The 24,643-nt window shown below is 44.9% G+C and carries 22 protein-coding genes and 1 tRNA gene; 10 read left to right on the top strand and 13 right to left on the bottom strand.

Features of this window, described 5'->3' with window-relative positions; translation table 11 throughout:
* The first annotated feature begins 85 nt into the window (after positions 1-85).
* From NIES208_RS02175 to NIES208_RS02165, 4 genes are all read left to right on the top strand, one after another.
* On the top strand, positions 86-298 hold the full coding sequence (locus NIES208_RS02175) for a DUF2839 domain-containing protein (RefSeq protein WP_075889257.1): 213 nt from the start codon (positions 86-88) through the stop codon (positions 296-298).
* 302 nt (positions 299-600) lie between these two features.
* Positions 601-3,129, top strand: coding sequence for a glycogen/starch/alpha-glucan phosphorylase (locus NIES208_RS02170; protein WP_075889255.1), 2,529 nt, complete (start codon positions 601-603; stop codon positions 3,127-3,129).
* 261 nt (positions 3,130-3,390) lie between these two features.
* Positions 3,391-3,522: a hypothetical protein gene (locus NIES208_RS19575; RefSeq protein ID WP_282956256.1), complete on the top strand. Its 132-nt coding sequence runs from the start codon at positions 3,391-3,393 to the stop codon at positions 3,520-3,522.
* A gap of 893 nt (positions 3,523-4,415) precedes the next feature.
* Positions 4,416-6,929, top strand: a complete 2,514-nt coding sequence (locus tag NIES208_RS02165) for a hypothetical protein (RefSeq protein WP_075889253.1) — start codon at positions 4,416-4,418, stop codon at positions 6,927-6,929.
* Between the two features lie 89 nt (positions 6,930-7,018).
* On the opposite strand, the gene proA is transcribed toward NIES208_RS02165, so the two are convergent.
* From proA to NIES208_RS02150, 3 genes are all read right to left on the bottom strand, one after another.
* The gene (gene proA, locus NIES208_RS02160; RefSeq protein ID WP_075889251.1) at positions 7,019-8,305 is read right to left on the bottom strand and encodes a glutamate-5-semialdehyde dehydrogenase; all 1,287 of its coding nucleotides are present in this window, start codon (positions 8,303-8,305) and stop codon (positions 7,019-7,021) included.
* 155 nt (positions 8,306-8,460) lie between these two features.
* Positions 8,461-8,799, bottom strand: a complete 339-nt coding sequence (locus tag NIES208_RS02155) for a carbon dioxide-concentrating mechanism protein CcmK (protein WP_075889249.1) — start codon at positions 8,797-8,799, stop codon at positions 8,461-8,463.
* A gap of 113 nt (positions 8,800-8,912) precedes the next feature.
* Positions 8,913-9,221 (bottom strand): carbon dioxide-concentrating mechanism protein CcmK, encoded by a 309-nt coding sequence (locus NIES208_RS02150; RefSeq protein WP_075889247.1) that lies wholly within the window; start codon positions 9,219-9,221, stop codon positions 8,913-8,915.
* Positions 9,222-9,583: 362 nt separating this feature from the next.
* Between NIES208_RS02150 and NIES208_RS02145 the strand changes: the two genes are divergently transcribed.
* On the top strand, positions 9,584-12,169 hold the full coding sequence (locus tag NIES208_RS02145; protein ID WP_075889245.1) for an adenylate/guanylate cyclase domain-containing protein: 2,586 nt from the start codon (positions 9,584-9,586) through the stop codon (positions 12,167-12,169).
* Complete coding sequence (locus NIES208_RS02140) at positions 12,153-12,956, top strand: phosphotransferase (protein ID WP_084176503.1); 804 nt, start codon at positions 12,153-12,155, stop codon at positions 12,954-12,956. Before NIES208_RS02145 ends, NIES208_RS02140 begins: the two co-directional genes overlap by 17 nt.
* A 5-nt stretch (positions 12,957-12,961) precedes the next feature.
* Here the strand turns inward: NIES208_RS02140 and NIES208_RS02135 are convergent, their stop codons facing one another.
* Both NIES208_RS02135 and NIES208_RS02130 read right to left on the bottom strand, forming a co-directional pair.
* Positions 12,962-13,858 carry a branched-chain amino acid ABC transporter permease gene (locus tag NIES208_RS02135; RefSeq protein ID WP_075889243.1) on the bottom strand — a complete coding sequence of 299 codons (897 nt, stop codon included), beginning with the start codon at positions 13,856-13,858 and terminating at the stop codon, positions 12,962-12,964.
* Positions 13,859-13,925: 67 nt separating this feature from the next.
* Positions 13,926-14,876, bottom strand: coding sequence for a branched-chain amino acid ABC transporter permease (locus NIES208_RS02130; RefSeq protein ID WP_075889241.1), 951 nt, complete (start codon positions 14,874-14,876; stop codon positions 13,926-13,928).
* A 109-nt stretch (positions 14,877-14,985) separates the two neighbouring features.
* Here NIES208_RS02130 and NIES208_RS02125 point away from each other — a divergent pair, with 109 nt between their 5' ends.
* Entirely contained in the window at positions 14,986-16,278 is a 1,293-nt protein-coding gene (locus tag NIES208_RS02125; protein ID WP_084176502.1) for a sensor histidine kinase, read from the top strand.
* A 643-nt stretch (positions 16,279-16,921) separates the two neighbouring features.
* On the opposite strand, the gene NIES208_RS02115 is transcribed toward NIES208_RS02125, so the two are convergent.
* Complete coding sequence (locus NIES208_RS02115; RefSeq protein WP_075889240.1) at positions 16,922-17,323, bottom strand: ExbD/TolR family protein; 402 nt, start codon at positions 17,321-17,323, stop codon at positions 16,922-16,924.
* Positions 17,324-17,546: 223 nt separating this feature from the next.
* Here NIES208_RS02115 and NIES208_RS02110 point away from each other — a divergent pair, with 223 nt between their 5' ends.
* Positions 17,547-17,780, top strand: coding sequence for a hypothetical protein (locus NIES208_RS02110; protein WP_075889238.1), 234 nt, complete (start codon positions 17,547-17,549; stop codon positions 17,778-17,780).
* 200 nt (positions 17,781-17,980) lie between these two features.
* Positions 17,981-19,039: an N-acetyl-gamma-glutamyl-phosphate reductase gene (gene argC / locus NIES208_RS02105; RefSeq protein ID WP_075889236.1), complete on the top strand. Its 1,059-nt coding sequence runs from the start codon at positions 17,981-17,983 to the stop codon at positions 19,037-19,039.
* Positions 19,040-19,626: 587 nt separating this feature from the next.
* On the opposite strand, the gene NIES208_RS02100 is transcribed toward argC, so the two are convergent.
* The 6 genes from NIES208_RS02100 to NIES208_RS02085 form a co-directional block, all read right to left on the bottom strand.
* Complete coding sequence (locus NIES208_RS02100; RefSeq protein WP_075889234.1) at positions 19,627-20,868, bottom strand: lysozyme; 1,242 nt, start codon at positions 20,866-20,868, stop codon at positions 19,627-19,629.
* Positions 20,869-20,918: 50 nt separating this feature from the next.
* Positions 20,919-21,164: a hypothetical protein gene (locus NIES208_RS02095; protein ID WP_075889232.1), complete on the bottom strand. Its 246-nt coding sequence runs from the start codon at positions 21,162-21,164 to the stop codon at positions 20,919-20,921.
* A gap of 75 nt (positions 21,165-21,239) precedes the next feature.
* Positions 21,240-21,392: a hypothetical protein gene (locus tag NIES208_RS18810; RefSeq protein ID WP_171971695.1), complete on the bottom strand. Its 153-nt coding sequence runs from the start codon at positions 21,390-21,392 to the stop codon at positions 21,240-21,242.
* Positions 21,393-21,450: 58 nt separating this feature from the next.
* A complete protein-coding gene (locus tag NIES208_RS02090; RefSeq protein ID WP_075889230.1) occupies positions 21,451-21,957 on the bottom strand; it encodes a hypothetical protein in 507 nt (168 codons plus the stop codon).
* A 98-nt stretch (positions 21,958-22,055) separates the two neighbouring features.
* On the bottom strand, positions 22,056-22,217 hold the full coding sequence (locus tag NIES208_RS18805) for a hypothetical protein (protein ID WP_171971693.1): 162 nt from the start codon (positions 22,215-22,217) through the stop codon (positions 22,056-22,058).
* 140 nt (positions 22,218-22,357) lie between these two features.
* A tRNA-Cys gene (locus NIES208_RS02085) sits at positions 22,358-22,429 on the bottom strand.
* A gap of 59 nt (positions 22,430-22,488) precedes the next feature.
* Between NIES208_RS02085 and hisA the strand changes: the two genes are divergently transcribed.
* Positions 22,489-23,259 carry a 1-(5-phosphoribosyl)-5-[(5-phosphoribosylamino)methylideneamino]imidazole-4-carboxamide isomerase gene (gene hisA, locus NIES208_RS02080; RefSeq protein WP_075889228.1) on the top strand — a complete coding sequence of 257 codons (771 nt, stop codon included), beginning with the start codon at positions 22,489-22,491 and terminating at the stop codon, positions 23,257-23,259.
* Positions 23,260-23,421: 162 nt separating this feature from the next.
* Here hisA and NIES208_RS02075 read toward each other — a convergent pair whose 3' ends face one another.
* The gene (locus NIES208_RS02075) at positions 23,422-24,624 is read right to left on the bottom strand and encodes an aspartate aminotransferase (RefSeq protein WP_075889226.1); all 1,203 of its coding nucleotides are present in this window, start codon (positions 24,622-24,624) and stop codon (positions 23,422-23,424) included.
* Positions 24,625-24,643 lie beyond the last annotated feature (19 nt).

Below are 24,643 nucleotides of genomic sequence, written 5' to 3'. Positions count from 1 at the left end.
CTAGTCGGTTTGATACTATGGCGATGACTGATCAGATCAAGGTTAGCGCATTAATACTTTTCATATAAAGTCAAAGGGACACATAATGGGAGAAGCTAAACGCCGAAAGAAGAACCTTGGGGATAACTACGGTAAAGAAGAACGTCTTTACCCTTGGTTGCCCCTCACGAAAACCCAAGTAGAGCAGGCTTACAATCTCACAACAAAAGGAGCTTGGATTGGTATCGGTATTATGGTCGCCGTCTGGGTGACTGTTCGAATTATTGGCCCCGGTTTTGGATGGTGGGTTGTTGACTAAAGTGGAACAATAATCCGGTTTTCAAAGTTTCTAACCTCACCATATTTCATCACAGAAACCCATGGGTCTTGATAATGTCATGTTCCATTAACCATTCTTTTACAGAATTAGTTGAACAGATAGCAAAATAGCATTGTGATTGCTTTTAATGGGGTCTCAATCTTTATTGCTTAAATAATCACTTTATTGTCTTCCAACTATTATAGGGAAGCTCTAGATTATGCTTACCGTCTCAGCAAAAATAAGGGGATTTTTCTGAGCATTTTAAACGCCATTAGTTACGTTAGGAGTAATAATTTATCGTGCAAACTCAACCCTCTCCCGCCTCTAGCAAAAACTCCCTTTCAGTTGGGAGCTTACAGGTTAGTGGCGAACGCACAGGCATGGACAAAGAAAGCCTGAGTCGAGCCTTTTTTGAGCATCTCTTTTATTCGGCAGGTACCGACAAAGCTGATGCGAAGTTAAGGGATTATTATGTTGCTTTATCCAATGTTGTTCGCGATCGCCTGTTGCAGCGCTGGAAAAAAACAGAAGAAACCTATATCGCAGAGGCAGCAAAAACCGTTTGTTATCTCTCCGCAGAATTTTTGATGGGTCGTTACCTAGGCAACAATATGATTAGCCTCGGTATCTACGAAACCGTCGCAGAGATGTTGGCTGATAACGGCATTAAACTTGAAGATGTCCTAGAAGAAGAAGTTGATCCCGGCCTCGGAAATGGCGGCTTAGGTCGTTTGGCAGCTTGTTTTCTGGATTCCCTTGCCTGCTTAGAAGTGCCGGCCATTGGCTATGGGATTCGCTACGAATTTGGCATTTTCCATCAATATATTCGCAACGGGTGGCAAGTAGAGGTTCCCGATAAGTGGTTGCGCAACGGTAACCCTTGGGAAATTTGTCGCCAGAACGATGCCCTAGAGATTCCCTTCGGTGGTCACACAGAGATGTACCACAGTGAAAAGGGACACCCTTGTACTGTCTGGGTGCCGAATCGCCGCGTCAAGGCGTTACCCTACGATACCCCTGTGCCCGGCTACAACAACAATACTGTCAATGTTTTGCGCCTATGGAGTGCCTCTGCTTCTGAGGATGAAGGGTTTGACTTTGAAGCCTTTAATGCTGGTGATTATGACGGGGCGGTCGCTAGCCAAATCTCTTCGGAGAATATTTCTAAGGTTCTTTACCCCAACGACAATACTCCCCAAGGTCGTCAGTTGCGCCTTGAGCAGCAGTTTTTCTTTGTGTCTGCTTCCTTGCAAGACATGATTCGCTCTCACCTAAAGAAGCAGCCGACCCTCGATAATTTTTTTGATTTCTATACGGTTCAGCTTAATGACACCCACCCGGCGATCGCCGTTGCCGAGTTGATGAGACTCTTCGTCGATGAGCACAACGTGCCATGGGAGCGCGCTTGGTTTATCACCCAGAAAACCTTGGCATACACCAACCACACCCTGATGCCAGAAGCACTAGAGCGTTGGCCCGTCGAGATGTTTGAGCACCTATTGCCCCGCCATCTAGAGATCATCTACGAAATCAATTTCCGCTTCATCGAAAACCTAAAAACCTGGTATTCCGGCGAAGGAGACCTAGAAAAACTCATTAGCGAGCTCTCGATTATTGAAGAGTTTCCCCAAAAGTCCATTCGCATGGCGAACTTAGCTTGTATCGGTAGCCATGCCATTAACGGTGTTGCCGCCCTCCATACAGAATTACTAAAGTCCGACACCCTGCAAGGCTTTGCCCGCATTTGGCCAGAGAAATTCTTTAATAAAACAAATGGTGTTACGCCTCGCCGCTGGATTCGTCAATGTAACCCCAAACTAACAGCATTAATTTCCAGCAAAATCGGGGATCAGTGGATCAAAAATCTTGAGCAAGTACAAAAGATTGAAGAATTCATCGATGATCCAGAATTTCGTAAAGAATGGGCCGCCATTAAATATGCCAATAAAGTGAAATTGGCTGAGTACATTAAACAAAAAAATGGCGTTGAAGTTGATCCCAACTCGATCTTCGACATTCAAGTGAAGCGGATCCATGAGTACAAACGTCAGTTACTCGATGTGCTGTACATCATCACCCTTTACAACCGCATCAAATCTAACCCCAGCATTGAAATGGTGCCCCGCACAATGATCTTTGGTGGTAAAGCTGCGCCCGGTTACTTCATGGCGAAATTAATCATTAAGCTGGTTAATGCCGTGGCGGAAGTCGTCAACAACGATCCCCAGTGCGGTAGTCGTCTTAAGGTGATTTTCCTAGAAAACTTTAATGTTTCCCTTGGTCAAAAGATCTACCCAGCAGCAAACCTGTCTGAGCAAATTTCAACGGCGGGCAAGGAAGCTTCCGGTACAGGCAACATGAAATTTGCGATGAACGGAGCACTCACAATCGGTACGCTGGATGGCGCAAATATCGAGATCCGAGAAGAAGTTGGTGCGGATAATTTCTTCTTATTTGGGATGACAGCCGATGAAGTCTATAGCCTTAAGGCTAGTGGCTATAATTCCATGCATTATTACCAAACCAATAGCGAACTGAAAGAGGTCATTGATCGTATTGCTCGCGGTGATTTCTCCCATGGTGATACGGAGATGTTTAAGCCGATTGTGGATTCTCTTCTTCACAGCGATCAGTATGTGTTGCTCGCTGATTTTGCGTCTTATGTTCAGTGCCAAGAGAAGGTCTCTGCGGCCTATCAGGATCAAGATAAGTGGACGAGAATGTCGATCCTCAATGCGGCGCGGGTGGGTAAATTCTCTTCTGATCGCACTATTGATGAGTATGTTCGTGAAATTTGGGATGCTAAGGCGGTTCCGGTTTCTCTTTGATGTACGCGTTATGGTCGTTATAAATTAAATCAAATCTAGTGGGGTGACCTGTTAAAACCGGCTTAACCTCTGCTAGGTAAAAGTTTCAACTTTAATATGAGTTAGATAATAAACAGTTTCCTAAAGTTTTAGGGGGCTGTTTTTATTTTTTAGGCTTGGGTTATGTTCTCCAGCTCAGATATTTTTTAGACATTGCTCATTTAATATCTTCGGTTGTTTGGAGGATAAGGCTCGACATTTAACGAGACCTTCCATAAAGAGTTGGGCTTTGATCGGTTTACTGGCAAAGTCGTCTATACCAGCCTCGCGAGCTTCTTTAATCTGTTCACCCATTGCGTTAGCACTCAGGGTAATAATGTGGGGGCGATCGCCAATTCGACATTGGTCATTTAGAAAAATTTCATACTTTTAGCTAGGCCATCAATCAGCAAGTTATCCCGATCGCCCCGACAAAATCATCATAGCCAACCAGTTAGCTCCCCAGACACAATAGCTACAGAGATACGACAAAACCTTACTTCCCGCATAGGTGGCCACAATTTAACCCTAAACCTCACTTGTGGCAATTGCGAACAAGCCCAGCCGCTCTTTTCCATAACAAAAACCAGTAACCAGACTAGCCCCCAGCCCACAACACCCAGCAAAGTCCTGTACTACGCCGTATATGTATGAAAAGGCGTATAAAACGCGTCATTATCTATTGGCGCAATCTCAACCGCAATTCCATAGCAACCTAAGATTACGACCCGATCACCCACATGTATAAAAGCACCACTGCCACGATAGTAAGGCACCGCTGGAATACGCCGCCCTTGTACCCTGACAAAATACGGGAAGTCATCTTGGTCGCAAGCTCGTACAACTCGCGCGATTTTAGACTGATATTGGCGATGGCTCATGACGAACACTCCTATGTACTTAACCTTTGGTCAATGTGCCTCGGGAAAAACAAGCACAAACTGATCGCTTGATTTTTTGTTACACACTCAGAAACGAGATAATATCCCTTTGAAAAGCACAGCAAATAACAACTTGAGCTTTCAATGGTCAAAGCATAGTCAAATTTAATCTGTGCCTAAACCATAAACAGTTGCAATCCAGAAAAAGAGCAGTTACTCTATGAACACATTTGGCTTTACAAACCAGACAAGCGTATCTTGTTGTTTCTTTGCTAAATAAATTATACAGCCCACAAAATAGACAAAACTGGCCAATAGTGCATAAAAAATAGACAATCAAAGATTTTGATGATGATTTCTTGACAATCTTGTAGCAAGTCATAACTTATGAATTTTTTTGAAACAGAAGAAGCTCCATATTGGGAGCAATTGCGTCACCAACTCATTTCCTATAAAAAAGAGCTCAGCGCTACAGATATAGAGCTCAAAGCAGGCTTATCAATTAGTCGGCAGCCCCTATCCCAATTTCTCAATAACAAAAAGCAGACATTGCCAATCGGCAGATCAAACCTTGTCTCGCTGTGGCACTATTTAACCGATGCCGAAAATATTGCCAAAAAAAGTCACTTATCCGAATTAGCACATAAAAATCGGCTAAATCTTAGACAAAGCGGCTATACTGCCTTATTAATGGCAGCAGGCTACTTGCCTGACTCTCATATCCCCCTTCCCACCACAACAGAGCAACATAGTAATCGAAAAAAAACAGAAAGGTCATGGTCAGAGATGCAAGCTTTTGATCAATGGCTAGCTGATCACCCTGATCTAGACGAAATCTCATTAGACCTTGAATCACAGCTAAAAGAAGAAGTTAATAAATTTCGTTTGTTTGGGAAAAGCTCTTTCTCTGATTATGAAATAGACAACGTTTATCAATGTCTAGCTAAAGAAGCAGAAAAATTAACGAATCCAAAACAAGAGGAATTGTTGATATCTTTAATGCTGCAAGTTGTCTCCTTTTCCTTTGAAGATATTAGCTTTTCTATTACTGACGAAATTGCAGATTTAGAACTAAATAGAGAATTTATTCGTATTAGCAAGCGTACAGAGTCTGAAATTAGAAATTCTCTACGCTCAGCATTTGACAATATCAAAGACAACAAATTAGAAATCCCACCAGTCACAAAAGCCTTGGTTCAAGTGAGAGTCAATGAATCATTGTCAAATCAAACGATTTACTTCTGTCATATTTCTGATAATACGCATTTAAAAAATGCTTTTGCTGCGATTAGTAGTGGCATGGGTTATGCGAGCAAACGTAATCTTCGGTCTAGTTCTACGACTGTGGAAACCTTAGGGGCAAATACGTCTTGCCTAGTGAAAGCTTCAAGTGTTCTGATTGATCTAGAACGCGACGAAAAACTCTACAAAAGTACCTGGATTGACAACAACACAATCAAAGGGGTTATTCAGGCAACTTTAAATTCGGCAAGGGACTGGTTAGGGGATTTACTCCAAGAAAAAATGCAAGTAGGACTTGTCAATAGTACGAAAGCTTTACTAAATTACGATAGCCCAGAAAGCTACAAAAGTTGTTGTGCTGAGGTGAATATTGTTCACACTATTATTGATAAATCGAGGAAGGCATTAGGAGGTTATCAATTTGCGGGTATCGGCGTTGTTGTCACTTTAAAAGATGTCTTAATTCGTATTCAAAAAATCAAGTTTAAATATAAAAATGCAACGTTTTATGATTTTTTCAAAAAGAGAGTTTGCTATTTTGAATGCCTAGCATACTGGATGTTAGCGAGAGCTTTTCATGTACAGGGAAATATTCAAAGGTCACATCGATATCTTGTAGATTTAGAACGGTCAAAGTCGGAGATCCAAGATAATGATTTAGTGAATATTTTGTATGAAATTGAACTAACGGTTTTTAAGTTTTTTTCAGGAGATCAAGAATTTCTAAAAAATCCTGATCAATGGTTAAAAGATCATAGTGATTGGTTACTGAGGATGCAAAAATATCTCGAACATGATCACCCAGAATATGGTCATTTTCAAGAAAGTAATAGTGTCGATATTTATGCGATCGCCGCTGAAATTTTTGGGAGGGCAGGTCGGTTGAGTATGAGATTTGACCAAGGTAGCTTTGAAGTGATGAACCATGCTATTGATAACCTTCTAAGTGCTGCTCACTGTTGTGCAAGGATTGGTCATAAAAAAAGACTATCCCATTGGCTAGTAAATGTGAGCCGAACCTATAGCAAAATCGGTGATGGCTCTAATGCGATGAAATTTATCCAGTTGGCAGAACAAATCATTCGTCTATCTATTGAACCGGATTTTGAGGATGAACTTCGTCAATCAGTGAGTGAAGAATATCGGCAATCAGTAATGGCAGAGGTTTATATCGGCTATGCGGAAAAGTCTTTTTTAATTGATCAAGATTATGATGCTGCTATTCAAAACTTCGCTAAAGCACTAAAAAGTTCAATTTATCTTGGCTTCACTCGAATTATCTCGGAAAGTCTATATGGTCTTGGCAAATCTTTGCCGGCGGTTAGTGACGCTATGTTTTTGATGTTAGAAGATGACTTTAAAGGGTTGAAGATTGCACTAGAAAGTTTAAGGGAGAAAGTGGGAAGTATTGATGATGCCAATGCTAATAATATTTATGAAAAGAGTTTGCTAAAGGATAAGCATGACATTGTTAAATTTCTGGAAAATATTGATTTTGCGATAGGAAGGGAAGCCCTATCTCAAGAATTACAAAAGCAGGCTAGTAAGATTTGGGATGATTGGCATTATTTGTCCCATAAGGACTCTGAAGAGGCTCATCCCATTGCTCAAATGATGAGAGATAATAAGTTTTTAGTCAATATTATCAGTAATGTTTAAATAGTGGGTTGATCAAGTGGGTTGATCAATAGTTTGCTGGTAGGTTCAATATTTTTCAGGAATTATTAAGATCGATGGGATAAGTCACTTTATAAATCAAGGTGAGTGAAAGGTTTTGCGTTATTCCCTGTATAGGTGGCGGCAATTTGACCGTTGCCCACAAGGTGATATTTGTAGGTGACTAATCCTTCTAAACCGACTGGGCCTCGCGGCGGTAATGTTTGGGTGCTAATGCCAACTTCTGCTCCGAAACCATAGCGAAAACCGTCTGCAAACCTTGTTGAACAGTTGTGGTAGACACCTGCTGCATTCACTTCGTTGAGAAATGTTTGGGCGGCTCTTTGGTCTTCGGTAATGATGCCGTCTGTGTGCTTCGAGCCGTAGGTATTGATATGGGCGATCGCCGCCTCTAGATTATTCACAACTTTGATGGCTAACACTAGATCACTATATTCTGTCTGCCAATCTTCTTCTGTGGCGGCCTTGACTTCGATAATACTTTGAGTCGCAGCATCGCCCCGGAGCTCAACATTTTTTGCCTGTAATGACAAGGCAATTTGGGGTAAAAAGTCTGCTGCAACTTCTGCATTAACGAGCAATGTTTCGATGGCATTACAAGCTGCTGGATAATGGGTTTTTGCATCGACAACAATGGGAATTGCCTTACTAAGATCTGCAGCTTTATCAATATAAATATGGCAAATACCATCGGCGTGACCGAGCACTGGAATATTGGTATTTTGCTGGACATATTGCACAAAAGAATTGGAGCCGCGAGGAATAATTAAATCAACATATTTATCTAGAGAAAGTAATGTTTTAATTTCTTCTCGGGTTGTTAAAAGGGTCACGGCATCGGCAGAAACTGCCGTATTTTCGAGGGCTTCTTTAATGATTTCTGTGAGTACAGTGCAGGATTGCAGGGCTTCTTTTCCCCCTTTAAGGATGACACCATTCCCTGATTTAATGGCTAAACTTGTAATTTGAATTAAAGCTTCTGGACGTGCTTCAAAAATGATGCCCAAAACTCCTAAGGGACAAGTGACTCGCTTTAGCACTAAGGCCTCATCTAATTCTCGGTGGATCTGCAAATGACCAAGGGGATCCCCTAGTTTGGCGAGATCGTGAATGCCGGCGATCGCCGCATCCAGTTTGCTTTCACCAAGTTGGAGTCGAGCGTAGAGTGCAGGGGCGATACCTGCTTTTTCTGCCGCAGCACAATCTGCTTGGTTTGCCGCTACAATGCGAGATTTATTGGTTTCGAGGGCAGCGGCGATCGCCGTTAACGCCCCATTACGCTTAGGGAGGTCTAAGACCCCCAGTTTTTGAGCGGCTGTGCGAGTTTGCTGCGCCAGAGTTAAGAGACTTTGATCCATCTTGATTATTTCCTTAAATCACCACAATTAAATTTGAAAAACAAAACCTAGACTTTGCTACGGGTTATTACATCATTTCACAATAAAAAAAGCCCATCACTGTGGGCTCGAATCGAAAACATGCTCAAGATAAAAACTTTATTTTCGTAACATCATTAGGATGCTGCTGGCCCTTCTGCTTGCTCCCGATAGGGTTCCGCCTCCGGTGTATAGTCAATGGGCAAAATCGCACAAACATTCGGATGGGGACGGGGAATAATCACCCATGTTTCTAGAACACCACCTTCCGCTTTTTCCACAGCTTCGATACCTGCGGCCATCGCTGTTTTAACCTCAGAAACATTACCTCGAATGTTGATATTAAAACGGGCACTACCAACACGAATATAACCCACAAGGGTGACGCGGCCAGCTTTTACCATTGCATCCGCCGCGGCAAGTACTCCGGGAAAGCCTTTTGTTTCGAGTGATCCAACCGCAGACTGAGAGGGCATACAGGGTCTCCTTTATTGAACGTATTAGTTAAACTTATTAATGTTTAGTTCTTTACCCAAGCACATATTATTGACTAATCTGGCAAAAATACCAAGACCTTTGTGTAAGAAAACTAACTTCGGTATTGGTTTGCGGCTTCTGTGTATTCTAGGGGCAGGATGGCGACGACATTATCGGGGGGATTGGGTACTGTGTAGTGGGTCATGACTTTCCCGCCAAAGGTTTCCTCTGCTGCCCGAAGTCCGGCTTCCATGGCTGGGCGCACTTCCGATGTGGTGCCACGGATAACCACCATAAAGTTACCCCGTTCTGCTTTGTCAAAAAATACGATGGTGACGCGGCCGGCTTTGACCATGGCATCGGCGGCGGCGAGGACGGCGGGGAACCCTAGGGTTTCAATTACGCCCACGGCTTCTTGCATTATTTTCGGACTCCTTGGTATCGAGGGGCAGTGCTATATTCTCCCATATCGACTACCGATGTTTATGAATTGCGACAAAAAAGCTTTGGTGGTTATCCCTTGGTGCTGAGATTTATAATTACGGAAGAAATTTCACGTTTATACTGATAGTGTCAAATTCTCTGTGCATAATGATGACGTTAGTTATGGATCAACTATTATTTCTGGCGATAATGTAATGATAGAACTACGCTGCTAGCCTCCTACTGACTAGCTTCTTTTTTTAGGATTTGTGTGGTTCTTTTTGTCAGGTTTTCGCATTGTTGGGTTGTTGTCTTCGTCAGGGTATGGGCATTGCACATCATCACATTACACCGTAGGGAATGAAGTTTTTTGCGCGGAGTTTGACGTTTAAGTTGGTAGGGTATTTTTCAGCCCTATCATTATTAACGGTGTCTGCGGTGGGGGCGATCGCCCTGTTGGAGAGTCGGAAATCCCTACGCAGCTCCATCTATGAGCGACTGGAAACGACGGCAAATTTACAGGAACAGACCCTCGATATTTGGTTTGAAAATCAAGAAAATCACTATGATGCCCTAAGTCAAAACCCCCAATTACGTTCGTTTATCGGGACGTTGCAGGGTAATCAGGCAACGGCAGCGGAGCTAGAGGAGGCACAACGGGGGTTATTTTTCCTATTGCAGCAGGAAATGACCACGACACCGGGGATTCAGGAATTGGCAGTGCTTGAGGAGGAAACGGGTACTGTGCTGTTTTCGACGCAACAAGAGAATGTGGGCGATCGCTACGACAACGAAAGTTTTTTTAGAGAAGGTCGTCGCCAGCCGACATTACAGTATCCTAGCCATACCGACGGCGATTTTATTTTTAGTCAACCCATTAAAGGGTCATTTCAAGAGTTTATTGGGGTTTTGGTTGTCCGTCTCAAGGCTTCTGAGCTGGCAAAGGTGATTTTACAGTTCCATAATCCTGAGGAGGCTCGCTTTAACTACATTGTGACGACGGATGGTTATCTTTTAACTGATGATTTCCCGTTACTTGTGGCTTGGCAAAATAATAGTAATGCTCAAATCCAACGGGCGATCGCCGGTAATAGTGATCAGCAGGTTTATCAAAATCTACTTGGCGAAACCGTTTTTGGTTTGTACCGTTGGCTACCTGATTATGAGTTAGCGCTGTTTGTTGAGGTAGATCAGCAAAATGCCTTACAGCCCTTAAAAATACTAGTCTGGAAAGTGATTGCCTTTGGAAGCGGCATCATTGCCCTTGCCGTCGGTGGTAGCTTTGTGATTGCGCGATTAATTACGAAACCAATCCTTGCCATTAAAGACACCGCGATTGAAGTTGCCCAGGGGAATTTACAACTCAAAGCGCCCAAGATTACAGAAGATGAAGTCGGGGTTTTAGCTGATGCCTTTAACCAAATGACGGAAGAGTTTGAGTTACTTTACGATGAGTTTAATGCCCAAGTAACCCAGTTGGAAATGGCGGAGATTTCGGCACAGCATAGTTTCCATGAGTTGCAAAAAGAAAAGCATAAAGTGGAGCAGATGATCACTCAGTTGGGTCAGGCCAATGAGGAAATTTCCAAGCTCAATGATCGTCTCAAAACGGAAAATATTGGTTTAACGGCAGAAATCCAAGAAACAAATGAACGCTTGAATCAGTTTTTGGAAGCTATTCCTGTGGGTATTTTGGTTTTTGATGGTCAGGGTACATTGGTGTATTTCAACCGTAAGGCGCAGTTACTTTTGGTTGGGGAAAAGGATGATCAGGTGGCGATCGCCCAGATTTCTGACTATGTACTCCGGTCAACGGAAACCCAGATGCTATGTCAGCCAGATATGCGTTTAGGACAGCGAGCATTGCGACGTAAGCAAAGTAGCACCTACGATAATGTCGAAATCCACCGCGATCAGCAGCAAATTCCCATTGAAGCTTGGGAAACCCCAATTTTGAATGATGCAGGTCTGGTCAGGTATGCCATCGTTGCGTTTCAGGATATTACTGAGCGGCGGCAAGCAGAACAAGAAAAGCAGCAATATACTCACCAGCTCTATCAGCTCAACCAAGCCAATGAGCGTTTTGTACCGCGACAGTTTTTGCAGCTACTTGATAAGCACAGCATTGTTGATGTTGGCCTAGGGGATAATGTCCAGAAAGAAATGACGGTTTTGTTTGCTGATATTCGGGGCTTTACGGGACTGAGTGAAAAAATGAGCCCGGAGGATAATTTCAAGTTTATTAATGCGTTTCTCTCACGCATGAACCCGGCCATTAGCAAGCATGCAGGCTTTATTGATAAATATATTGGCGATGCGATTATGGCGTTGTTTAGTCACCCAGATCATGCTGATGATTCTCTCCGGGCGGCGATCGCCATGTTGCGCACCCTTGAGGAATATAACAAAACACGCCAGCGTCCTGATCGACGGCCGATTCGCATTGGCTTAGGGTTAAATTCTGGTTTAATGCGTTGCGGGACAGTCGGTGGCGATCAACATATGGAAAGTACTGTGATTAGTGATGCAGTCAATTTAGCGTCACGTTTAGAGCGCCTCACAAAAATTTATCGTACGCCCCTACTGATTTCCCATAACACTTTCTTGCGCCTCCAAAATCATGACAGCTATTATATTCGCCTCATTGATAATGTCACCGTTACAGGAAAATCAGTGGCGGTCAGTGTGTATGAAGTTTTTGATGCTGAACCAGCAGACATTGCGAATACCAAAAAAGCAAATCGTGTCACCTTTGAGCAGGCTTTTGTGTTGTATCGTCTCAAGCAGTTTATGAAGGCAAAAAAGCTGTTTCAACAATGTTTAAATAGCTGTCCTCAGGATTATGTCAGTCAGCTATATGTTGAGCGTTGTCAACAGAATATGATGAACAAATTAACGAAAAAGAACATTTCAACGGAGCCATATTTAGATGGCGGCAAATTTTAATAATGTATTGATGCGCCGGTTGGTTACTGGGCAAGTCACTTTAAATGTAGAGCAGGAAAATCAACTTTTAGGCTATCCCGAAATTTCTGAGATGGAACGACAGGCGAGGCGGCAAGAGCTGGAAAGTTTTGGTATTGAGAAAATGTTATCGATGGGGAAACAGTCCCTGAGGGGATTGCAAATATTGGGGTTAGGTTATGTTGGCTTGGTGGTTTTAGTGATCAAGGATCAACAATTATTTGCCCTAAAGATTCGGCGGACTAATGGTAAAAATGCGAGTTTGCTATCTGAGGCTGAGGTGCTGCGACAGGTCAATCAATGGGGCATTGCGCCTAGGGTTTATCAAGGAAGTCAGAATTTTATTTTAATGGATTTTATTGATGGGCAAAGTTTTCTGGATTGGTTACAAAAAGCGATCGCCAACAAAGAACATCATTCTATTTATCAAGTTCTAGATAACTTAATTGAGCAAGCTTTTCGGCTTGATCAAATGGGTTTAGATCGCGATGATATGAGATGTATCACCAAGGATGTGATCGTAACGCCTAAACATCACCCTGTTTTACTGGATTTTAGTGGTGCGAGTGGCGATCGCCGGCCGCAAAATGTGACAGCTTTGGTGCAGGGATTGTTTTGGGGGAGTGTTGTGGCTCGATATTTACAGCCGTTATTTCCCCATTGCAATCGAGGGCGTTTAGTGCCGCTGTTGCGTCATTATAAGATTCAACAAAATCGTGCTAATTTTGACGCGCTAAAACAGGCGATCGCCCTACCAGATTTATCGTGATAAATTTAAATTTTTGAGCGGAATCTAGCGGGCAACCAACGGCGCAGAAGTTCGGGCGTAATGAGACCTTGGGGATAGAAAATTGTGCCGAGGACAAGTAATAAACCGAAAAAAATGAGCCGAGCGTCTCCTAAACCCCGCAAAATTTCCGGTAGGGCTGTAAGGATAATGCCGCCTAAAATGGGCCCGAGAAAACTGCGGGAGCCACCGATCAGCACAAAAGCAAGATAGGTAATACTGGCATCGAACGTTCCTTGGCGAGCATTCCATGTATTGAGAAAATGGGCGGCGATCGCCCCGACAACCCCCGCCAAAATTGCCCCTAAAACAAAAGACAGAACCTTGTAATAGGTGGGATTAATCCCCATGGCATTCGCGGCCAACTCATCTTCGCGAATTGCATTAAAAGCACGTCCAACCTTAGTATTTTCCAGTCGCCACACCAAAATTCCCACAAGAACCAGTAACGGCAAAACGACCCAAAGATACCCCAGCGGGCTACCAAAGGGTTGGGGAATAGCAAAAATACCCACCGCGCCGCCAGTAATTTCTAAATTGAGAGATAAGACCCGCAAAATTTCAACAAAGGCAATGGTGGCGATCGCCAAATAAATGCCCCGCAACCGCAACACCGGAATACCAAGAACTACTGCTAACAGACCTGAGGCGACACCCGCAATCACCATTTCTACAAAGAGCCATGGTAACGGAAACCATATCCCCTCAAAAGAAATAACCGTCGTTGAAAGCACAGCCGCAATGTAACCACCCAAGGCATAAAATCCCGGCGTAGCCAGCGATAGTTGCCCCGTCATCAACGGCAAATAGACCGACATCCCCAGCATTGCCCCCAGCAACATCGAAACAATCAAATAGCCATAAGTACTCAAAAATGCCGCCATTGCGCTCCTCAACTAATCACTGTTCACTGTTCACTGTTCACTGTTCACTGATACCTGAATGTCTGCATTAAACTTTCTGAATGGTCTTTTTCCCAAGTAAACCCTGAGGACGGATGAGCAGCATCCCAAATAGCAAAGCAAAGGCGATCGCCTCCTTATATCCCGAAAAATCTCCCGGAATAAACGCTTCAGCCAAACCAATGAGTAGCCCGCCCAGCACAGCGCCCGGAATATTACCCAAGCCACCGAGAACAATGACCCCAAGCCCTTTCAAACCATAGGTAATGCCGAAATAAGGCCCCGCAATACTGACACTAGAGCCAACTAAAGTTCCCGCTAAACCCGCTAAACAGCCACTGACGAAAAAAGTAAGCTGAATCACCCGTTCGGTATTAATTCCCAATAAGCTAGCAGTCACACCATCCTCAGCTACCGCCTGCACCGCTTTACCCATTTTTGTTTGGGTCATACCATAGGTGAGTATCGCCACGGCGATCGCCGAAACCCCAAAAATAATCACCTGCACTGTGCGGATCAAAATGGGATTTTCAGTCGAACCAAAATTAATAGATGCAGGAATGTTGCCATAAATATCAGCCGGAAACGTATAAATTTCAGCACCAACTAAAACTTGAATACCATTGACGATAACAACCGCGACACCGAGACTAGACACAAGACAGAGTAAAGAATCAGCCCCCCGCTGGCGCAGCGGTCGAAAAGCAAGCCACTCCAAACAAACCGAGGTCAACCCGGCAATCAAACAGCCACAAATTAAAGCGAACCAAAAGGGCAGCGCAAAAGGTAGCTGAGCATTAGCCAAAACGCCATTGAACCCAAATTTCCCCCCGGCGAATAAATACGTAAAATAAGCACCAAGGGTGAAAATCGCGCCATGGGCAAAATTAATGATGCCCAAGATGGAAAAAACTAAGGTATAACCAAGGGCAAAGATGGCATAGACACTGCCAATCGATAACCCGTTGAGGAGTTGTTGTGAAAACAGGGTAAAGTCCATTACGGAAGTGGCCAGTTTTTTTAGCCCCTATAGTAATACCATTTATCCCTACAGACTTTTTTTATGAACTTAAATCCTACTGTGTCGGCGATCGCCTGCTGCTAAAACTATGTTTTGGATTGCACTACTAATTGGGTTAAGTTCCGCTTGTGTCATTTGTTGTGCCTGGCAGCTACGTCAACAACAACAAGTGAAACGAATGCTGTATTCCTATAGCGACCGTCCCGCCGAAGCGACCTCCTTTGCCCCTTTATCTTCGGTGCGGCGTGAACTAAAAAACCTTTATCTCGAAAAGCAAGATCTGCAAAAAGAAATTGACCAATGCTACAAAATCTTTAATACCTTTCCCTGCGGTTATTTACACATTGATAGCGACAATCAACTCCTGTGGTGCAATGAAAAAGCCCGTGAGCTGCTCCACCTCAACCGTTGGCAGCCCGGAGAAGTACGATTATTACTAGAGTTGGTGAGATCCTATGAGCTAGATCGACTGATCGAACAAACACGCGCCAATCAATTGTCCCAAACACGCTCTTGGGAATTTCATCCCAGCCATGATGCCCAAACCCGCGCCGATAGCCAAGGGAATTCTGTACATCTACGGGGATCCACCTTACCGATGGGATCCGGCGATGTGGGTGTGTTTCTAGAAGATGAAGAATCCTTATACATCGTTAAACAGGCCCAGGAAAAATTATTATCCGACCTGACCCACGAGCTGCGCACACCACTCACGGCGATGCGCCTAATTACAGAGACCTTATCCCCTCGGTTGCAGGGACAAGAACAAAAATGGTCACAACAATTACTAGGAGAAATCAACCGCCTTTACTATTTGGTGCAAGATTGGCTCGAGCTCAGCCGCTTAGCGACCCACCCCCACCAAGTCCTGAGCCAACAAACCTTTGATTTGGTTTTACTTATCCATGAGGTGTGGGAAAAATTAGTGCCGATCGCCGCCCAAAAGCAAATCACCCTTCATTATGTCGGCGATGATAGTCTCACAGTGGAAGGCGATCGCGATCGCCTAACGCAGGTTTTTCTAAATCTGTTTGACAATGCGATCAAATACAATCCCCTTGGGCATCCTATCCATGTCAAAGTGCAGCACAACGACAGGATAAACATTGCAACCATCGAAGTCATTGATCAAGGGACAGGTTTCATCGCTGAAGATTTGCCCTATGTATTTGAACGTTTATATCGGGGCGACCAAGCGCGAGTCAGACAGCCAAAGTTGTCCAACTTCAGTAAAGGTAGTGGTTTAGGACTGGCGATCGTCCAACAAATTGTGGCATCACACCATGGTGAAATTATGGCGCGCAATCATCCAGAGCTTGGGGGCGCATGGTTGCAAATCAAATTACCCATGATTTGGCCTAAGGGTGATCTTGATACTTGATCTTTTCCCATACGTAACTTGCGACATAGACACAAAGTAAAAAATAAATTTGAACTGCCATGCTGTCCTCCCCACTTTTTTCAAGTTTGCCAGTGATGTTGATGTCCTGTTTAGACACCTCACAAATCGAAAAAGTTGCCACTTTAAGATGATTTACTTCAATCTTTCTATTCCAGGCAAATAGACTGTTTTCAGTCTTTTTTTTAGGTGATATCGATCACAATCTTGGTGGAACAATCAGATCGGGGCAGGTTTGGTTTGGTTAAATAAACTTTGGCGGATCTAATTTTTTTGATTGCCAACAATTTGGTGGCGATCGCCGCTGCTAAACCTTCAACTAAATCAACACGATGATGTTTAACCGTCCCTGCACCACATCAATCCCTTGATGCTAATCTACTGAATCTTCGAGGTCGCTACTGAATCCCAGTTGCGCGGGATCTACTCCTAACTCCAAATCAACCCCAAACCACTGCCCAAAGCACTTTTTCTACTTCCAGAAAAATATCGATATAGCCATACCCGTGCAGATTGCAAACGAAAATAATATCCACTAGAGTTTTTGGCTTAAAATCAACCATATTTTCACTGAGCTTCATCTAGCTTAACACTAAAAGCCTTGATAGCCAAGGGTTAGAGGCTTCTACTGGGGGGATGTGGTGGCGATCGCCAACTTAAGATCAGGAATTTCCCGTAGCGCATCCATTACGGCCACAACTCTCCCATGACTCACCTCAGTATCCGCTTGAATGATTAGCTGGGTCTGGGTTTCACCCAATTCTGCCGTCACTAAAGACACAAGCTCTTCTAACGCAACATCCCGTTGCTGGAAGCGGATTTGTCCTTGGGCATTGATACCAACTTTCAAAGATTTTTGTGACTGACTGGCAGCGCGCAAGGCCTCAGGGAGATCAATATCCAGCCCTTCCGAGGGAATGAGAAACAAAGTCGACAGAATAAAAAATGCCAAAATCGAAAAAATCACATCGATCATCGGCACAAGATTAATACTAAGGGGGCGATCGCCATCTTCCGGTAACTGCATATTTCTGACTGAGCACTTCCTGATGCTGATTTATTGTTCTACTTTAAATCCTTAATGACCCCATCCACCGCCATTTTGCCACCTACAACCCCAGCCCGATCATGACTCTTTTTGCCTAAAACCCAAGTAAATTTATGTGAGGTAATCCCCACTTAGCCCAGCCATTTTGTATGATTAGATACAGAAATAATATTATTTCCATTACGAGGAAAAAAGCTTAACCATGTCGCAAACTACATCTAAAGCAGATTTTCGTTTTTGCTCAGACACCGTTGAGCATCCTTTCGACACAACATTCATTCCGGCTCAACCCAATAGTGACTGGGTAAAACTCACCGATACAGAAGAAGAATATGCCCTGCTCCTATGCCCTTACTCCGATACAGAATGGCTCGTGTGGTTGCCTTCCCATGGAGAGGCAGTTTTGCACCGTGACCAAATGTGCCGTGCAGCATAAATTCTTGGGATTTAAGCAACAAAAAAAATAATCAGCAAATAGAGGAGAAACCGGTTTTAATCGGCATCTCCTTTTTCGTGTCTGTTCATTGACATGTCACAAAAAAATACCTGTTGTCTAGAATTCATTTCCCTGTACAATTGCTGCGAACATGAACGGGACAAATCCCGTTGTTAGCCTTTCAGCGATGACAAGGATTTATGAGTAACACAGCACAAGTTTCAGTCGGTATTGTCGGTGCATCAGGTTATGGTGGCGTTCAGTTAGTGCGCCTACTGCACGATCACCCTAGTGTCGAGTTGGTTTATCTCGGCGGCAATAGCAGTGCTGGGAAGCCCTATGCTGAGCTATATCCCCACGTTGGTCATCGCATCAATATGACCATTGAACCCATCGACCTTAATGTCATTGCTGAGCGCTGTGAGGTGGTGTTCCTCGGTTTACCGAATGGTCTTGCTTGTAAGTTTGCGCCGGAACTGGTGGCAAAGGGCTGCAAGGTTTTGGATTTGTCGGCGGACTATCGTTTTGAAAATTTAGAAACTTATAAGACTTGGTATAAGACAGAACGCACGGATCAAGATACTAATGCGATCGCCGTCTACGGTTTACCTGAGCTGTATCGCGAAGAAATTGCCCAAGCACAGTTAATTGGCTGTCCCGGCTGCTATGTAACAGCTAGTTTATTGGCTCTATCGCCTTTATTTAAGCAAGGTCTCATTCAACCAGAAACCGCCATCATTGACGCAAAATCTGGCACATCCGGCGGTGGTAGACAGGGCAAAATCAATTTACTTTTAGCAGAGGCTGACGCTTCCCTCGGAGCCTATGGTGTCGCTTCCCACAGACACACCCCAGAAATTGAACAGACCTGCAGCAAACTCGCCAGCCAAGATATTCGCGTTCAGTTTACGCCCCATCTGATCCCGATGCCCCGTGGCATCCTCGCCACTGTCTATGCAACGCTGCGCGATCCGGGTCTAGTACGGGACGATTTGCTCACCATTTATAATGCGTTTTACCGCGCTTCCCCCTGCGTTGAAATTTTGCCCAACGGCGTTTATCCCCAAACAAAATGGGCCTGTGGCACAAATCTTTGTTACCTCGGCGTTGAAGTTGACCACCGTACTGGTCGCGTGATTGTCATGTCGGCGATCGATAATTTGCTTAAGGGTCAGTCTGGTCAAGCTGTTCAGTGCATGAACATTATGATGGGCTGGGAAGAAACCCTCGGTTTACCCCAACTAGCCTTTTATCCCTAAATAACGTGAGTTTTGCTTAAGCATGCTCGGAAGTACGACGCGGTGAATGGGAGAGCGAGAGATCGGGAGATATTTCTATGCAAACAATCCTACTAGCTTTCAAAAAATGCAAATTTTCGTTGCTTCCCCGTGTCTTTCCCTCTCCGTGTCTCCTTTTCTCTAAAGAATTTTGGCTACATTCTTATCCATAACTGACGTTAAATATAGTCAAAGCCATCAAAGTTAAGACATCAGATAAACCTTAAACCCCTACCAATCTGGCCGACCACGACTATATCAATCCAACCAATTTGTTTATCAGGGTAGTTTGCGTACTGCCCTTTTTTGATACCTAACCTGAGTTCGGTTTAAGCATGGTCTGGAATGACGACGCGGCGAAAGGGAGAGCGAGGGATGGGGCGGTTTTTTATTCAAACAATTCTAATGCGGGTGTCCGTTGATGTCCCGTATCTCCCCCTCTCCGTGTCTCTCTATCCCAATGTCCCCGTGTTTTCAAGGTATTCGGATAACTCCTTAACCCGAACTGACGTTACCTAGCAACAATGCCAGTGTCTTCTTTGAGAACTTTGGGCACGCTGGATTTCTGGTTACTTATCTTCTTTAACATTGGTAAACCACACATCTGCTTCTGCATTACGACGGCGGAGCAAACCAGCTTCGACATTTGAGCCGGGATTGCGATAGAGCACCAAGGCTTTACGCATGTATCCCCAATCTTTGTTTTTTAGGGTGCGGGTAATGGTTTCAAAGTTGGTTGCGCCGTAGAAACGAGCACCAAGGTTGTAGGCAAAGGACAGGAGTGCACCTTTTTGATAATCGTCCATCTCGTTGAAGTGGGGGATTTTTTCGAGGTGCGGCATAAAGGATTTTTTGCAGTTATTGATAAGTTCTTTCTCGGCTTGTTCTTTGGTGATAGTGTCACCTTTTTTGACCTTTACACCGCTTTCATAAAATGTGGAGCCGTAGCCGATTGTCCATGGGTCGCCGCCTGTGAGGGGGTCGGGATAGGCATGGAGCTCGATGCCTTCAAATTTTTTGATTAAATCCATACCGCAGACCGGGACACTGTCAATGTTGCTGCTGCTAGTTGCACTGCCTAGGTCTACTGGCTCTGTGACTGCTGCTGCTCCGGGAAAGCCATCCCAGTGGAGCTTGTATACATACCAAGTGCCAGAACCGTAAGCAAGCTCGACTTTGATATGGTCGGCTGCTTCTTCGGTGAATTTTTCGACTTGCCATTCTGTGCCTTTTTTGTTCAGTTTTTTATAGGCATCGGACAATGCGGAAGAGGGTTTAATTTCTCGTTTTAAGTAGGTGTCTTGGGTCGCGCGAATGGTAATCATGTTTGGTTCTGGTGTAGGAGGGTTTGAGTTGGGAAAGCCGCCCCAGTGAGGTCGATAAACAAACCATGTGCCGGAACCATAGGCCAGTTCTATTTGGATATGGTCGTTGGCTGCTGTGGTGAATTTTTCGACTTGCCATTCCGTGCCTTTCTTGGACAGTTTTTTGTAGGCGGTGGGGAGTGCTGAGGATGATGTGACTTCTCTTTTGAGATAGGTATCTTGGGTTGCTTGGATGGTGAGTAAATCTGGGCTGGGTGATGGTGCTGCGACTGTTGGGAAACCTGACCAATGGGGGCGGTAGGCATACCATGTGCCTGCACCATAGGCTAGCTCGATTTTGAGGTGATCATCTGCTGCGGTGCTATGGCTATCGACGTTCCATTCTGTGCCTTTTCTGGAGAATCTTTTGTAGGCATCTGACAGTTGGGATGCGGAGATGGGTTCTCGTTTGAGGAAGGTGTTTGCAGTGGCGCGGATAGTAAACATCGCTGTCTGTCTATGCCTTTAGAAGGGTACTGTTTTTCCCTAGGGTAAGGTTATTTTTCTGTTGTGAATTGGGTTGAGATACGTTTCTCAATGAAGATGTGATGAGTGTTGGTGAGTGGCCGATCGCCGCCTTGATTTTTGCGTAGGATGAGGAAGTTTGAGTTTGAGCAAAAAATGAAACTGGTCATTTTGACTGGTTTGGCGATCGCCCCACCACAGGAAACCAACAAAATCTTGCGAGGAAATTTCGAGTTGGAACCCGTTGGAGTTTGCTTGTCTGTTGCCACATTAACCATAGAAAAATTTCGAGAAACTGTACGTTAAATTACGTTAAATGAAAGATAAAAATACAGTGCTTTTGAGGAGCCAACCTATTCATCTCCATCGAACAGATAAACATGAAGAGAACAATCCTCTCCCAACACTGCCGGAATTTCGATGTGAATGGTGTGCCACAGCTTGATCTCGTAAATTTTCTTCCCCATGGCTCGCCAGTTCGAGATAACATTGCGCCGTTCCAGCATCTGCCTCTGTGGGTAAAGTCGCTTCAATTTCTTTGGGATATGTGACGGCAATCAGACTTTATTTGGTCTTATGTTGGTCAATCCATCGTTTCTGGTTTTGGATGCGACCCTGTAGTGATGTCATCTGTTTGGTCAGCTGTAGTCGCTTTTTCTCAAAGTCTTTAATCTCCTGCTGCTGCTTTTCCAATCGAGCTTCTAACCGCTCCACATAAATTATGTGGTATTGCCCAAGGTAGGCAGTTGGCAGCCAGACTAATAGCCAAGCTAAAATTACCCTCTCATCAGATAATTCCGCGGCATAGGCAAACCCCCCAGCGACCGAAGCGAAAAAGTAAGCAGCATGGGCAATCAGATAATTTGCCAGAACATCACGCCAATCTTTAAGGAATAGTTTGTAAATTCCCACTTCGGCAGCTAGAGCGATGGGCATTAGCAGAAATATTGTTTCCATCGCCTGCTCGGATTGTGGCTCCCGATCTAACAGTATGAGGAAAATAACAATAAATCCAATGGAGGCAACCGAGGCGATCGCCAATAACTTTAAGGTCTTGCTGAGCGGCTTCATGAGGTAAAACAAAATTTCTCTTATTTTCCTATGAGACTACGCAAAATTCCTTTTAATCAACGATAGCCAATAGCAAAATCGTTATCCTTTAAAGCTGATCAAGTTTCTGGACTTTCTTCGAGAATTCCAATAGTTGGCTGCCACGATTCATCGCCTCTGGCTTTAGTTTTAGTTCGTCGTTGTAGCTCTTCAAGGTCTGTTTCCATTGCTGCGGCGATCGCCTTATATAGTAAGGCCGAACCTTTTGCTGTTTTTGCCAATCTTCTACTAATCTACTTGCTTTTCTGCGACTAAATCCACAACTGTTGCAAGAAAGCTAGTGATTGCAATTCAGAAAAAATTGAACTGAAAATCAAGTACGAGACTCCCACAGAAACCCGCAATTCATTTACCTAAAAAAAGGTGGCACCCAGATTCGAACTGGGGGATGGAGGTTTTGCAGACCTCTGCCTTACCACTTGGCTATGCCACCACGTCAACGATTCGCTATTATAGCAAAGCTTTTGTTCCACTACCAAGATATTTTTCGACATGGAAGTTATCCCCGCGATCGATCTCCTCGGCGGCCAATGTGTCCGACTTTACCAAGGCGATTATGACCAAGCTCAGGTTTTCAATGACAATCCTGCTCAAATGGCAAAAACATGGGCAGCTCAAGGGGCAACTCGCCTCCATGTGGTTGATCTCGATGGTGCAAAACAGGGTTCTTCTATGAATCTTGATGCCATTAAAAGTATTGTCGAAGCCCTTGATATTCCGGTGCAAGTGGGCGGTGGTCTGCGGAATGTGGCCAGTGTTGAGCGGTTATTTGAGGTCGGAGTAGAACGCGCGATTATTGGTACGGCCGCGGTAGAGAATCCTGAGCTGGTAACGGAACTCTGTGGGAAATATCCGGGACGGATTGCGGTGGGTATCGATGCGCGTAATGGCAAGGTAGCGACGAAGGGCTGGCTTGAGACATCGGAGGTGATGGCGACGGATCTGGCTCAGCGTATGGCAACTCAAGGGGTGGCGGCGATTATTTATACGGATATTCATCGGGATGGCACTATGGCTGGCCCGAATATTGACTCTCTCCGGGAGTTGGCTGCAACTATTGATATTCCGGTGATTGCGTCGGGGGGGGTTAGCTCCCAAGCAGATCTGGTTAATTTGGTGGCTCTTGAGGGTCTTGGTGTCACTGGTGCTATTGTCGGACGGGCAATTTATACGGGTGATGTGAATCTAACGGCAGCGATTAAGGCGGTGGGTTCTGGACGACTCCAAGATATTTTGCCTAATGATGGTACGGCGATCGCCTAATAAAAGCCCGTTGGGGTTGAGAAAACTCAGGGAAAAGACGCAGGGAGCTAGGGACAGGGGGACACGAAGATATTTACCCCGAAGTTTTTAGGTGAGAAATCACTACGCGTTTGTCTCCAATCTCTCAATCGCTGCGTCTCCCGCTCACCGTGTCAGTGAGCTTTACGCTTGCGGTGCAGGCATGTCGTAGTGAATTCCGGCCTTTCTCCAGAGGCTAATGGCATAGCGGAGGCGATCGCAGGGGGCGATTAAACTCATGCGCACATAGCCTTCTCCACCTTTGCCAAAGGCATTGCCGGGAGTCACAACCACGCCTGTAGTGCGTAGGACATAGAGAGCAAAATCCGTGGAATTCATGCTGGGGGGAACCGGAACCCAAAGGTACATCGTGGCGTTCGAAGGTTTGACTTTCCAGCCAATTTCACCGAGAGCATCTATGAGACAATCTCGGCGATCGCGGTAACGTTCCTGTACCCCGTGGATATAACTGTCCGGTAGTCCGAGGGCAGCCTCCGCCGCCTTTTGAATCGCAGAAAAAATACCATAATCAAGGTTCGTTTTTAGCGTTCGTAAACCTTGAATAATGTCGGAATTTCCAACAACAAAACCGACGCGCCAACCTGCCATATTGTAGGTTTTCGAGAGAGTGTGGAACTCAACGCCAATTTCGTCACCACCGGGAATTTCGAGCAAACTTGTCGGCTTAAACCCATCAAAGGATAGCTCCGCATAGCAAAGATCATGGACGAGCATCACCTTATATTTATGCGCCCATTCGACAACCTCTTCAAAAAATTCGCGGGGGGCAGAGGCAGTGGTGGGATTGCTGGGATAGTTAAAATAAAGAATCTTGGCGCGGTGGGCAACCTCTTCCGGAATCGAGCTGAGGTCAATTAGCCAATCCTGTTCTGGCTTGAGAATAATTTCATACACATCTGCCCCCGCAATTAACGGGCCACGGAAATGAGCCGGATAGGACGGACTCGGCACTAAAACCGTATCCCCCGGATTCACATAGGCGAGGGCAAGGTGAGCTAAGCCCTCCTTTGAACCCAAGAGAGGCAAAGCTTCACTGTCCGGATTTAGTTCCACATCGTAGCGACGCTTGTACCAAGTGGTGATGGCATTACGAAAGCTCGCAGTCCCCTCAAAGGGCGGATAACCATGGAAACGCGCGGTCTCAAAGGCGGCGATCGCCGCATCTATGGCCTCCTTTGGTGCAAACCCATCGGGATTGCCCATGCCGAGATCAATCAAATCCAATCCCTGTTCCTTCGCTCTCGCCTTCAGCTCATCCAAACGGGCAAACACATAGGGAGGTAAAGCACTGAGACGGTCAGCTCGCGTAATCCAATCTACACTCATCGATGCCGGAAAATTTAGT

This window comes from [Limnothrix rosea] IAM M-220, from assembly GCF_001904615.1.
GTDB lineage: Bacteria > Cyanobacteriota > Cyanobacteriia > Cyanobacteriales > MRBY01 > MRBY01.
Note: the sequence above shows the minus strand (reverse complement) of the source record. Positions and strands in the feature narration are given on the sequence as shown.